The organism is Oscillospiraceae bacterium (assembly GCA_035353335.1).
In the GTDB taxonomy this organism is placed as follows: Bacteria; Bacillota; Clostridia; order Oscillospirales; family JAKOTC01; genus DAOPZJ01.
This window is the reverse complement of sequence record DAOPZJ010000018.1, coordinates 1-12,538: the sequence shown is the minus strand read 5'-3', so window position 1 is coordinate 12,538 and position 12,538 is coordinate 1. Positions and strand designations below refer to the sequence as shown.

Genomic DNA, 12,538 nt, shown 5'->3' with positions numbered 1-12,538 from the left:
AAATAGCGGAACGGACAATCGTCGAATCGATAAAAAGGAGCAATTTTCGTTTGAAAAGAACCGATTTAAGAAATATCGCCATCGTTGCACACGTCGACCACGGCAAGACCACGCTCGTCGACGGACTGCTGCGCCAGAGCGGAACATTCCGTGAAAATCAAGTGGTCGCCGAACGCGTAATGGACAGCAACGACCTTGAACGCGAACGCGGCATTACGATTTTAGCAAAAAATACATCCATCCATTATAACGGAATTAAGATCAACGTCATCGACACCCCTGGGCACGCCGATTTTTCCGGTGAAGTCGAGCGTGTTTTAAAAATGGTCGACGGTGTGCTTTTGCTTGTCGACGCTGCCGAAGGTCCGATGCCCCAGACCCGTTTTGTGCTTCAAAAGGCGCTCTCGATGGGACACAAGGTCATCGTGGTTGTCAATAAGATCGACCGCCCCGACGCGCGCATCTATGAGGTCGTCGACGAGGTCTTGGACCTATTGATCGCATTGAATGCTAACGACGAACAGCTGGACAGCCCGGTCATTTTCTGTTCGGGCCGCGACGGCACAGCCTCAATGGCACCCGAAGGCCCGTTTGTGGATTTTGGGCCGCTGTTTGAGATCATCCTCTCTCACATCGACCCGCCCGATATCGATCCCGACGGCCCGACTCAAATGCTGGTCTCGTCGCTCGATTATAATGATTATGTCGGCAGAATCTGCATCGGCAAGATCGAACGCGGCGTGCTGAGCAAGGGTCAGGATATCACCATCTGCGACTTCCACGGCGCCCACGCGCCCTATCGCTCAAAGGCGGTCAATCTTTATTCCATCGAGGGCCTTGAACGGGTCCCGATGGACAGCGTCGGCGCGGGCGACATCGTCTGCGTCTCGGGCATCGAGAATATTACCATCGGCGACACGATCTGCGCGCTCGACAAAGCGGAGCCGATCCCGTTCGTCAAAATCTCCGAGCCGACCGTCGAGATGACCTTCTCGGTCAACGACGGCCCGTTCGCCGGCAAAGAGGGCAAATACGTCACCTCCCGCCACCTGCGTGAGCGCCTGATGAAAGAACTGCTCAAAGACGTCTCCCTGCGTGTCAGCGAGACCGAGACCACCGAGAGCTTCAAGGTCTGCGGCAGAGGCGAGATGCATCTTTCGATCCTGATTGAAACGATGCGTCGCGAGGGTTATGAATTCATGGTCGGTGCGCCGAAAGTATTATATAAAGAGATTGACGGTCAAAAATGTGAGCCGGTCGAACGGCTCGTCTGTGACCAGCCCCAGCAGTATGTCGGCGCAGTCATGGAGAAGATCGGCGCGCGCAAGGGCGATCTGGTTGAGATGCTGCCGCAGGGCGACCACATCCGGTTGGAGTTTTTAATCCCGTCACGCGGTCTGTTCGGTTACCGCAGCGATTTTCTGACCGACACCCACGGGGAGGGCATCATGAGCAGCGTCTTTGACAGTTATGCACCGGTTAAGGGCGAGATCACCCGCCGCCAAAACGGCGCTTTGGTCGCGTTCGAGAGCGGCGAAGCGGTCACTTACGGCTTGTATAACGCCCAGGAGCGCGGCGAACTGTTTATCACGCCGAACACCAAGGTCTATGAAGGCATGGTCGTCGGCGAATCGCCCAAACCCGGCGATCTCTGCGTCAACGTCTGCAAGAAAAAACACATCACCAATATGCGCGCGTCCGGAAGCGACGATGCGCTGCGTCTGATCCCGCCGCGCCAGCTGTCGCTCGAGGCCTGCATCGAGTTCATCGCCGAGGACGAGCTGATCGAGGTCACGCCCAAATCCCTTCGCCTGCGCAAGCGTATCCTCAGCAATGAACAGAGGGCGAAGTTACGCTCGAAGTTATAAGTTATGATGTTATTGTTCGCCCCGGTGAAGATGCGCTCCATGATGTAAAAATAATCACTTCTATTCACCCCGGCCAAAAACCGTTCCAAGATATAAACTCGCATTTACTTTTTTCATTAATACAACAAAAGTATCCTGTTAAAGGTCGCTATTTCGTTTCACTGTGCGGATTTCGTACTATTTTGTCGGTTTTATACCGATCGTATAATTCTCTCGCCCGTTTGGGTGGGAGATATTTGTTTTTCGCGAACCGTTTTTTTATTATTGACAAGCCCTTTTTCATATGCTATTCTGACATTGTCCGCACTGCGGGCATATAATTTGAAGCATAGGAGCGTGAGTGTATGGACCCTGCACCGAATCCCCGAAGTTTTACACATATTAATCGCACGGGCAGCAGCTCACGCAAAGCCATATCCGTCTGAAAACGAATGGTTTTTCGTCTGCTCTGCCTTGTCAGAGAAAGGACGAAAGACATGACAAAATACTACCTCTCCGCCGAAACGGGCCTGAAAGAAATCGCGGGTCCCGCGGCCAACGCCTGGATTTCCATGATCAATCCGGACGAATCCGAAATTAAAGACATCTCCGAAAAATGCGGCATCGAAGCGTCTGTTCTCAAATCCGCACTGGATACCGACGAGCGGTCGCGCATCGATTTGGATGATAACTACACGATGGTTCTCGTCAACATCCCCACCGTTGAAGAACAAAAAGACGAGAAAGAGCTCTATTCCACGATCCCGCTCGGAATCATCACGACCGGCAATATGATCATCACGGTGTGCCTAGAAAACACGCCGGTGCTGAGATATTTCGCATCCGGCTCTCCGCGGGATTTTCGTACGAACATGAAATCCCGATTCATTCTCCAGATCCTCTACCAGAACGCGCTTTTATATTTGCAATATCTGCACAATATCGATAAGAAGAGCGACGAAATCGAAAATATCCTCCATAAATCGACCAAGAACAGCGAACTGATTGAGCTGCTGAAACTCGAAAAGAGCTTGGTCTATTTCACGACCGCGCTGCGCTCCAACGAAGCCGTCTTGGAAAAACTGCTGCGCACCGAGATCGTCCGGAAATACCCGGAGGACTCCGATCTGCTCGAGGACGTCATCGTCGAAAACAAACAGGCGATCGAGATGACGAACATCTACAGCGGCATTCTGAGCGGTATGATGGACGCGTTCGCGTCTGTCATCTCCAACAACCTGAACATCGTGATGAAAGTGCTCGCCATCGTGACCATCGTCATCTCGATTCCGACCATCATCTTTTCGGCTTACGGGATGAACCTGGCGCCCGAGGGAATGGTTCTCTCTTCCAGTCCTTATGGTTTTGCCATCATCATCGGCGGCACGCTTTTGCTGTGTTTGGCTGTGGCATTGATTTTCGGAAAAATCAAAATGTTCAAATGAACAACAAACAGGAAAGCGAAGAAAACAAGGCATAAAACGTAAAGTTTAAAATGATATTTCCGTATACTTTTTCAAGGAAATAAGAATATCACTTTAACCTTTACACTTTATAACCTTACACCTACTAAAAACGGGCGGTAATTTACCGCCCGTTTTTATTCATTTTTTGTCATTCTGAGCGAGTGAAACGAAGCCGAAGAATCACGGGTTGATAAAAGCGAGAGGGTTCCTTAATCGTAAAAAATTATGCAACAATCAATCGCCGGTACAAATTCATTAATTCGATGAATTTCGCCGCGTCGCCGCCGACGTCGGGGTGATATTGTTTCGCCAGCTCCCGAAAACGCTTTTTCACCGCGGTCTCGTCCGCGTCGAACGGCAGTCCCAGTTGAATCAGCGCGTCGCGGTCATAAAACAGCCGCCCCTGTATGAGATTGTCCTGAAATAACTCTCCGTATACGAACGCCCAATATCCGTCGATCACGGTTTTCAATTCCTCACGGCTCAATTCGCAGAGTTGATTTAAATCATATCGTGTCTTTTTTCTTGTTTGGCCGCTGTTTTCGGAGAGGTCGAAAAAATTGTCCCAAACTAAAACCGGGACAGTTTTTAATTGCCCCGATGCCCTCAGCGCGCATTCCAACCGCTTAAGTTTGCGCAGTTTTTGTTTGACCTCGACGATTTCCATAATCGACTTCCTTTGCCTTCAAAACAAGGCCGGTAAAACTGATGTGAACGGGCGTTACTTCTTCCGTTTTACCTTTAAATTCTTCGCCAATCCGCCCTCGGCGGTCTCGCGGTAGCGTTTCGAAAGGTCTTTGCCCGTCTCGTACATCGTCTTGACCACCGTGTCAAACGACACCTTGCGTGTCTCGCTCAAAAAATCCGCGATACGGAAAGCATTGATCGCGCGCATCGCCGCGACCGCGTTCCGCTCGATGCACGGAATCTGCACCAACCCGCCCACCGGGTCGCAGGTCAGCCCCAAATGGTGTTCCATCGCCACCTCGGCAGCGTATTCGATCTGATCGAGTCCCATCCCGAACAACTGCGCCAACGCCGAAGCCGCCATCGAACATGCGCTTCCGATCTCGGCCTGGCACCCGCATTCCGCGCCGCTGATTGAAGCGTTCTGTTTGATCAGATTGCCGATCACCCCCGCTGTCTCGAGCGCATGGATGATGTCCTCATCGGTAAAATTGTTCGACTGCTGCATGTATTTGAGCACCGCCGGAAGCACGCCGCTCGCCCCGCAGGTCGGCGCGGTCACGACCTCTCCGCCGCCCGCGTTTTGTTCGCTCACAGCGAAAGCGTATGCGCACACGATCCGATTTTCCCTGGTCTGCGGCGACTCGTTTTCATGTCTGCGATTAAATAAGTAATTTGCCTTCCGGTTGACGCCGAGTCCGCCCGCCAAAATCCCTTTCGCGGCAAGTCCTTCGTCAATGGCTTTCTGCATCACCCGCCAGACCTCATGAAGATATTCGTGAATCCGCTCGCCCTCGGCGTGCTCGACGTACTCCCAGATCTGCCAGTCGTTCTTACGGCAGATCTCGGCGATTTCGGCAAAACTGTTTTCACAATAATACGGGTGAGGTTCTTTCGCTTCTTCTCCGAGGATGCGAAAACTCCCGCCGCCGATGCTGATGACCCGGCGTTTTCCGATTTCATTGCCGTTTTTGAAGGCAAGCAGGTCAAAGGTGTTCGGGTGCGGCAGCTGTGCGGTTTTTTTGTCAAAGACGACTTCACAGGGTTTTGGCGCAAACGCGCTTTGAATGACCAGATCGGTCATATGTCCCTCTCCGGTCATGGCTAAAGAGCCGTAGAGGATGCACTTATAGGCATCCGCGTTCGGAAACTCGGATGCAAAATATCTTGACGCCTTGTCGGGCGCCATCGTATGCGAACTCGACGGTCCGCGCCCGATTTTATAAAGATGCCGCAGAGAGTTCATTTTTTTACCTCATAATACCTGCTCAAAGTCGAGTTTTTCGCCGTCAGTCATTTGATACAGATAAATATCGGAGAACTGTTTTTCTCCGTCCCTGCCCTCGTGACTGATATAAAACAATCCGCCGCCCAGTGCGCAGATGCCGGTCTGGCCATGGGCAAAGTCGCTTGTGCCCACCGGTTCGATCACCGGGTGCCGTTCGCCGCTTTCCTTAATTGCCTTCTCAACCGGCAGTTTCCTGCCGTCGAACCAAAACATCGGCGGATTCGAAAATTCGGGCTTTTGTCCGCGATACACAGCCATCAGCCATTTTTGGCTTGCCGCGTCATACTCTAGATTCTGCACACCGAACACCGTATTGCCGGTGAAGACAAAAATCTTGCCGTCGGGTTGTTCGGGTCCCGATTGATGCGGCGCTTTCTGATTGAGCAGCCGCTCATATTTATTAAGTTCCTTCCGGTCATAACGCAATATGATCTGATAGTCGTTGTCCCCGCGAGCGACATCCCCGTAAATTCCGTAAGCGATATGGAGATATTCCTTCGTCCCGGCGGGTTGTCCGAATGCCGGCCCGAAACCGGTGCCGTCGATGCCGCTGCAGCCGTAGCGATGCCCCGGCGCCTCATAATCGTCCACGACTTCGTGCAGATATACCGCCGTCATAACGCCGTCATTCGTCGCGTCCATATCGGGTCTTGTGATGCGGTCGACGTCAAAAGCGACGGCGTAAAAACCGTTGATAATCTCGGAGCTGTCGCCGAGGTTTTTGCGGATGCCCGTGCCGATGCAGTCGTTTTTATACTCCAGAGAGCCCCATACACGCCCGTCGTCTTCGCAAAAGTCAATACAGCCCAGATGCCCCGTCAGGCCGCTCACGCTGCCCACGAATTTTCCGTCAAGGGTATATTTGAGCAGCGCAGTCGTAAATGAGCAATAGATAAATCCCTTCTTAATATCGACCGCAATGCCCTGTATGTGGCATTTGGGAAAATAGCCCGTAAATATGTGTTTGGGAAACGTCATACCTGCCTCCGCAGCAAAGGAGGGAGCAGATGCTCCCTCGAAGTTTTAATCAATTAATACGCCTTGCCCCAGATGACCTCGCATTTGGCGGGCTTTCCGCAGACGATGCATTTGTCGGACGGCATATTTTGCTCAAACGGGATGCAGCGGCTCGAAAGTCCCGCTTTTTCCTTCATCGCGTCCTCGCAGGCCTCGTCTCCGCACCAGGAGGCATGGACAAACAAATTCTCATCACCGTGTGCCATAATCTCTTCCATCGTTGCGCAGCGCAGTGTCCGGCGCTCAAGGTTGACTTTCGCTTTCTCATAAAGCCCGTTGGCCAACTCTTCAAGCATCTTCGGAATCACGGTCTCCAGTTCGGAGAGTGCAACAAAAGTCTTTTCACCGTTGTCGCGGCGCACCAATACGCACTGGTCTTTTTCGATATCTTTCGGGCCGATTTCCAGCCGCAGCGGAACACCCTTCATCTCGTACTGGGCAAATTTCCAACCGGCGGAGTTGTCGCTGTCATCGAGTTTGACCCGTGCGAACTTCGCAATCCGCGCTTTGAGTTCGGCGGCTTTTTCGAGTACGCCTTCTTTATGCTGCGCGATCGGAACGATGACCACTTGGATCGGAGCAACCGCAGGCGGCAGAACCAGCCCGTTGTTATCGCCGTGAGTCATGATGATCGCGCCGACAAGCCTCGTCGAAACGCCCCAGCTGGTCTGGCACGGATATTGCAGCGTGTTATCCCTGCCTGTAAAAGTCACGCCGAACGCACGCGAAAATCCGTCGCCGAAATAATGGCTCGTTCCGGCCTGCAGGGCTTTGCCGTCGTGCATCATCGCCTCGACCGCGTAAGTCGCTTCCGCACCGGCGAATTTTTCGCTCTCGGTCTTTTTCCCCTTTGTCACGGGAATCATCAGCGATTTTTCGGCGAAGTCGGCATAGATGCCGAGCATCTGTTCGGTCTCGGCAACGGCCTCTGCGGGGGTCTCATGGATCGTATGCCCTTCCTGCCACCAGAACTCGCGGCTTCTTAAAAACGGCCTTGTGGTCTTTTCCCAGCGCACGACGCTGCACCACTGGTTGTATTTCATCGGAAGATCGCGCCACGATTGAAGCACATGGGCAAAGTGTTCGCAAAACAGCGTCTCGGAAGTCGGGCGGATGCACATCGGCTCCTCCAGCGGTTCCAGACCGCCGCGTGTGACCCAGGCCACCTCGGGCGCAAAGCCCTTGACATGGTCTTTTTCTTTTTGCAGCAAACTCTCGGGAATCAGTAACGGCATCGCGACATTCTCATGCCCGGTGGCTTTGAACATTCCGTCGAGAATTTTCGTGATATTCTCCCAGATCGCATAACCGTACGGCCGCAGCACCACGCACCCCTTGACCGCCGTGTAGTCCACCAGTTCCGCCTTCAAACAGATATCGGTATACCACTTGGTAAAGTCCTGTTCCATCGAGGTGATTGCTTCGACCTTGTTCTGATTGCCCGTCATTTTTTGAACCGCCTTTTTTATTGATGTACAGAGTTTTGCAAGCCAAATACAGGAGAAAACTCCGTGTTAAAATATTCTTTGAATCCGATTAACCGATAATACTCTGATCGGCGCAGGTGATGCCTTTTGCTGTCAGCACTTCGGCGACCTTACCGGGATTTTCGACCCGCAGCACCATATATGCGCCCTTGGTCTTGCCGAGGAACGCGTACATGTACTCCACACCGACGCCGGCTTCGTTCAAAATCCGCAGAACCGGAAGCATTCCGCCGGGTTTGTTCTCGATGCCGACGATTAAAACATCGGTCAGCGAGACGGTGTGCCCCTGTTCACGCAGCAGTGTGACTGCGGTATCGGGATCGCTTACAACCATGCGCAAAATGCCGAATTTTGCGGTGTCCGCGATGCACAGAGCCACAATGTCGATGTCTTTTTTGTACAGCAGCTCCGCGACTTCGCAGATACTGCCGGCCTTGTTTTCCAAAAATACCGATAGCTGTTTCAACATTTGCGCTTCCCCCTTAAAATATGATACTGTTTTTTAACCGGACGGTTTTTAATTTCCACTTGAATAACCGCGTTCGAAGGCTTCGAGGTTGAGTTTGATAAACTGCGGCTTGACGGTTTGCTCGATGGCTTTTATAAAGTCTTCTTTCGGAATATCGGAATGTTTTGCAAGCAATCCGATCAACACCACGTTGACCGCCTTGGTGTTCCCGAGTTCCTCCGCAATTTTGAGCGCGTCGCAGGAAAACAGCTTCACACCGTATCCGCGAATCGTGCCGCAGACGTCTTCGGGATATTTTTCAACGCCCGAGATGACCGGCATCGGCGCGATCTTCTGTTCGCTCATCACAGCGACTCCGTCCGGTTTCAATATCGGAAGCCAGCGCAGGCATTCGAGCTGTTCAAACGCGAGCAGAATATCCGCCTGCCCGTTTTCGATGAGCGGAGAAGCGACCTTGTCGCCGTACCGGACGTAGGTGACGACCGAGCCGCCGCGCTGCGACATGCCGTGGACTTCGCTGACCTTGACGTCATATCCCAGATTGAGCGCGCATTGGCCTAAAATCTTGCTTGCGAGCAGCGTTCCCTGTCCGCCGACCCCCGCGATCACAATATTTCTGATCATAGTTTATCCTCCATGTTCGCGATGTTTTGCGCGGTCTGAAAATTGAAGTAATTCCCTTTGGAAGAAATCGTAAAACTCGCTATACTTGAAAGATTCATCTTTCAAGTTATCGCCTCGAACTTACAGACACTCTTGCAGAGTCCGCAGCCGGTGCATAAGGTCTGGTCTATGTACGGACCATCTTCGCCGTTTACAATGGCGGGGCAGCCGATTTTCAGGCATGCTTTGCACTTTTTGCACTTGTCGGGCAAGATTTTCACCGGCGGAAGCGGCTTGACTTCTTTTAGCAGCGCGCAGGCCCGTTTGACGATGATCACGCTGGGCTCCGCCGTAGCAAGTTCTTCGGTCAACGCCGTTTTGCAGCCCTCGAGGTCGAACGGATCCACCGTGCGCACCCGCTTGATGCCGAGCGCTTTGCAGAGCAGTTCGAGATCGGCTTCGACGGTCGGCTCGCCCTTGATGGTTTTTCCGGTCAGCGGATTCGGCTGGTGACCGGTCATGCCCGTGATGCGGTTGTCGAGTATTAAAACGGTGGAAATGCCTTTATTGTATGCGATGTCGCAGAGTCCGGTCATGCCGGAGTGCATAAACGTCGAGTCTCCGATCACGGCCACCGAGCGCTTAGCAGAATCCCCGCCGCGCGCGACGTTAAAGCCGTGCAAAGCCGAAACCGACGCGCCCATGCAGACAACGCTGTCCATTGCGGAGAGCGGTGGCGCGGCGCCGAGCGAATAGCAGCCGATGTCTCCGCTGACATAGAGCTTCATCGACGAAATCACATGGAAAATTCCACGGTGCGGGCAGCCCGGGCAGAGCACCGGCGGGCGGTTCGGCACCTTGTGGGCTTCGAACGTCCTGATCTCTTCGCCCAATATCACTCTTTTGATCTCGCTTGCGCTGTATTCGCCGCACAAAGAGAACAGCTCCTTGCCCTTGCAGGCGACGCCGATCCTGGCGCAATAGGTCTCGATCACATCATCCAGTTCTTCGAGTACATATAACTCGTCAACGCCTGCGGCAAAATCTTTGATCAGTTTTATCGGAAGCGGATTGACGACGCCCAATTTCAAATAACTCGCTTTCTCACCGAGCGCCTCTTTGGCGTATTGGAAGCAGATTCCCGCCGCGATCACGCCGATTTTTCCGCCTTTTTCGATGCGGTTTAGCGGCGTTGTCTCGGCGAATTCGGAAAGCGCCTTCATACGCTGCTCTACCGCGACATGGCGGGCGCGGCTGTTTGCCGGCATCATCACGCGCTTCGCGGCGTTTTTCTCATAAGGTTTCAACGGAACTTCAACCCGTTCGCCCGTTTCAATCGTCGCGCGGGAATGGGCGATGCGCGTAGTCAGACGCAGCAGTACCGGCGTATCAAACTGTTCGGAGAGCTCAAAAGCCGCTTTTGTGTAATTCAGGCACTCGGCGGAATCCGCCGGTTCGAGCATCGGAAGTTTGGCCGATTTCGCATAATGGCGGGAATCCTGCTCGTTTTGGGACGAGTGCATGCCCGGATCGTCAGCGACCGCAAGGACGAATCCGCCGCCGACACCGGTATACGACGCGGTAAAAATCGGGTCTGCGGCCACATTCAGGCCGACGTGCTTCATGCCGCAAAACGCCCGCGCGCCTCCGAACGAGGCCCCGATGGCGACTTCCGCCGCGACCTTTTCGTTCGGCGCCCACTCGCAGTACATCTCTTCATATTCGGCGGCAAATTCGGTGATCTCGGTGCTTGGCGTGCCGGGATAGCTGGATACAACCTTGCATCCCGCCTCATAAAGCCCGCGCGCGACCGCCTCGTTGCCTAAAAACAGCTTTTTTTCGCTCATTCCGTAGTTCCTCCGATTTACCGGAAACCTCCGGCGGAATATGTATCAATCAAAATAAGAAGCCTTTAAAAAACGATACCCGTCAAAAACGGATTTTTTCTGACGGAATACAAAAACCCGATTTTCACGAGTATAGCATAAAAACGCCTTATTTTCAAGGGTTAAAACTCGGTTGACGATGGTTCAGCACTGTTAAAACTTCGGCTTTGAAGCCAAAGGCAATAATTCATCCAGCGTATGTTCCTGATATTCATCCCGCGAGCGCGCGGTGATGATTTTAAAGTCCGGCTCGCAGAATTCGGCAATAACCTGGCGGCAGACGCCGCACGGGGTGCAAAAATCCACTTGCCCCTCGTTGAGGTCTTTTAAGCCGCCCACGACCGCAATGGCCGAGAAGCCCCGCACACCTTCGCTGATGGCCTTAAAAAAAGCCGTTCGCTCGGCGCAGACCGTCGGTGTCAAAGTGACGTTTTCGATGTTGCAGCCCAGAAAAATTTTCCCGTCGGCAGACAGCAGCGCCGCCCCGACCGCAAATCCCGAATATGGCACATAGGCGTTTTGGCGCGCTTCGAACGCCGCTGCGACCAAAACCGAATAGTCCAAAACGATCCCCTCCTTTTGTTAAATCGTAGGGGCGAACTGCGTTCGCCCGCTGATCACCGGGAATTTTTACGCGGGCGAACGCAGCAGGCCGGTGCCTGTATCGCCCCCTACAATAATATCCGGACCCTTATGCAATCTCCAATGCGATTTCCATCATGTCGGTAAAGGCGTTTTGGCGCTGTTCGGCGGTGGCGCTGCCCTCTTTGAACAGACAATCCGAAATCGTTAATATACACAGCGCCTGCTTTTTCGCTTTTGCGGCATTCATGTAAAGCGCGGCGGCCTCCATCTCGACCGCGAGCACTCCCATGTCCCGGAACCCCTCCGAAAACTTTTTATCTTCGCCGTAAAAAGTATCCGAAGACACAATGTTGCCGACCTTATACTTGATCCCGAGTTTTTCGGCGGCGTCTGCGGCGGCTTTCAGCAGATTCCAGTCGGCAATCGGCGCAAACGTTCCGGCAAGATTGAACATGGCCGCGTAATTGGAGTTGGTGCAGGCGCCCATACCGAGCACGATGTCGCCGACGTCGAGCGAGACGTCAAAGGCGCCCGCGGATCCGATACGAATGATGCGGTCAACCCCGTAAAAATTGAACAGCTCATGAGAATAGATGCCGATGGAGGGGATGCCCATGCCGCTGCCCTGCACCGAAACGCGTTTACCCTTATAAAATCCGGTATAGCCGAGCATCCCGCGTACCTGATTATAGCAGACCGCATCGGTCAGATAAGTCTCGGCGAGCTTTTTTGCCCGAAGCGGATCGCCGGGCATCAATACGGTCTTTGCGATATCTCCTGTTTTCGCCTCGATATGGGGGGTTGGAACGTTCATATTCATCTCTCCTTTAATTGATCTCCCCGACGTTTTCATTTTCTTTAACCAGATAGATATCAGGGATTCCGATTGCCCTTCCGAGAATGCGGTGACCGACCGCGTCGGCAACCATTTTAGGGTCGCGCCAGGCGAGGATGGTCTGTCGGTTTTGCAAAACCGAGACATAAGGGTATTGTTGAACCGTATTGTCATATCCGCCCTGCTCAATATAGCTGCCGATGTTTTTCCAGGTCATCACGGCCGTCAGGCCGGCGAAGAATATAAATACGGCAACTCGCCATTTCGGCATCTTCACGATAAAAATTCCGGCAAGGATGATCTCGGTCATTTTCAGCGGAAACATCATGCGGCTTGCAAACAACGGCGACGAAATCAAAAGCAGATAA

At 53.0% G+C, this 12,538-nt stretch carries 12 protein-coding genes; 2 read left to right on the top strand and 10 right to left on the bottom strand.

Translation table 11 applies throughout. The annotated features are described in order from the left end of the window. Positions 1 to 50: 50 nt before the first annotated feature. Both typA and PKH29_05350 read left to right on the top strand, forming a co-directional pair. Positions 51 to 1,868: a translational GTPase TypA gene (gene typA / locus PKH29_05355; protein HNX14264.1), complete on the top strand. Its 1,818-nt coding sequence runs from the start codon at positions 51 to 53 to the stop codon at positions 1,866 to 1,868. A 476-nt stretch (positions 1,869 to 2,344) separates the two neighbouring features. Beyond that, on the top strand, positions 2,345 to 3,292 hold the full coding sequence (locus PKH29_05350) for a magnesium transporter CorA family protein (protein ID HNX14263.1): 948 nt from the start codon (positions 2,345 to 2,347) through the stop codon (positions 3,290 to 3,292). A 244-nt stretch (positions 3,293 to 3,536) separates the two neighbouring features. On the opposite strand, the gene PKH29_05345 is transcribed toward PKH29_05350, so the two are convergent. From PKH29_05345 to PKH29_05300, 10 genes are all read right to left on the bottom strand, one after another. Further along, the gene (locus PKH29_05345; protein HNX14262.1) at positions 3,537 to 3,980 is read right to left on the bottom strand and encodes a J domain-containing protein; all 444 of its coding nucleotides are present in this window, start codon (positions 3,978 to 3,980) and stop codon (positions 3,537 to 3,539) included. A 54-nt stretch (positions 3,981 to 4,034) separates the two neighbouring features. Then, entirely contained in the window at positions 4,035 to 5,246 is a 1,212-nt protein-coding gene (locus PKH29_05340; protein HNX14261.1) for an L-serine ammonia-lyase, read from the bottom strand. A 9-nt stretch (positions 5,247 to 5,255) separates the two neighbouring features. Then, on the bottom strand, positions 5,256 to 6,266 hold the full coding sequence (locus tag PKH29_05335) for a hypothetical protein (GenBank protein ID HNX14260.1): 1,011 nt from the start codon (positions 6,264 to 6,266) through the stop codon (positions 5,256 to 5,258). Positions 6,267 to 6,319: 53 nt separating this feature from the next. Further along, the gene (proS, locus tag PKH29_05330) at positions 6,320 to 7,753 is read right to left on the bottom strand and encodes a proline--tRNA ligase (GenBank protein ID HNX14259.1); all 1,434 of its coding nucleotides are present in this window, start codon (positions 7,751 to 7,753) and stop codon (positions 6,320 to 6,322) included. A gap of 88 nt (positions 7,754 to 7,841) precedes the next feature. Next, positions 7,842 to 8,261: an acetolactate synthase gene (locus PKH29_05325; protein HNX14258.1), complete on the bottom strand. Its 420-nt coding sequence runs from the start codon at positions 8,259 to 8,261 to the stop codon at positions 7,842 to 7,844. A 48-nt stretch (positions 8,262 to 8,309) separates the two neighbouring features. Continuing rightward, positions 8,310 to 8,885: an indolepyruvate oxidoreductase subunit beta gene (locus tag PKH29_05320; protein ID HNX14257.1), complete on the bottom strand. Its 576-nt coding sequence runs from the start codon at positions 8,883 to 8,885 to the stop codon at positions 8,310 to 8,312. Between the two features lie 101 nt (positions 8,886 to 8,986). Beyond that, the gene (gene iorA, locus PKH29_05315; protein HNX14256.1) at positions 8,987 to 10,711 is read right to left on the bottom strand and encodes an indolepyruvate ferredoxin oxidoreductase subunit alpha; all 1,725 of its coding nucleotides are present in this window, start codon (positions 10,709 to 10,711) and stop codon (positions 8,987 to 8,989) included. 192 nt (positions 10,712 to 10,903) lie between these two features. Beyond that, positions 10,904 to 11,314 carry a cytidine deaminase gene (locus PKH29_05310; GenBank protein ID HNX14255.1) on the bottom strand — a complete coding sequence of 137 codons (411 nt, stop codon included), beginning with the start codon at positions 11,312 to 11,314 and terminating at the stop codon, positions 10,904 to 10,906. A 127-nt stretch (positions 11,315 to 11,441) separates the two neighbouring features. Then, positions 11,442 to 12,149, bottom strand: a complete 708-nt coding sequence (gene deoD, locus PKH29_05305) for a purine-nucleoside phosphorylase (protein HNX14254.1) — start codon at positions 12,147 to 12,149, stop codon at positions 11,442 to 11,444. Positions 12,150 to 12,162: 13 nt separating this feature from the next. Next, positions 12,163 to 12,538: hypothetical protein (locus PKH29_05300; protein HNX14253.1), on the bottom strand; the 376-nt coding region annotated here is incomplete at its 5' end.

Coding starts and splice junctions, on each gene's coding strand:
- PKH29_05350 (HNX14263.1), top strand. CDS start 2,345: ATGACAAAATACTACCTCTCCGCCGAAACGGGCCTGAAAGAAATCGCG.
- PKH29_05345 (HNX14262.1), bottom strand. CDS start 3,980: ATGGAAATCGTCGAGGTCAAACAAAAACTGCGCAAACTTAAGCGGTTG.
- PKH29_05340 (HNX14261.1), bottom strand. CDS start 5,246: ATGAACTCTCTGCGGCATCTTTATAAAATCGGGCGCGGACCGTCGAGT.
- PKH29_05335 (HNX14260.1), bottom strand. CDS start 6,266: ATGACGTTTCCCAAACACATATTTACGGGCTATTTTCCCAAATGCCAC.
- proS (HNX14259.1), bottom strand. CDS start 7,753: ATGACGGGCAATCAGAACAAGGTCGAAGCAATCACCTCGATGGAACAG.
- PKH29_05325 (HNX14258.1), bottom strand. CDS start 8,261: ATGTTGAAACAGCTATCGGTATTTTTGGAAAACAAGGCCGGCAGTATC.
- PKH29_05320 (HNX14257.1), bottom strand. CDS start 8,885: ATGATCAGAAATATTGTGATCGCGGGGGTCGGCGGACAGGGAACGCTG.
- iorA (HNX14256.1), bottom strand. CDS start 10,711: ATGAGCGAAAAAAAGCTGTTTTTAGGCAACGAGGCGGTCGCGCGCGGG.
- deoD (HNX14254.1), bottom strand. CDS start 12,149: ATGAACGTTCCAACCCCCCATATCGAGGCGAAAACAGGAGATATCGCA.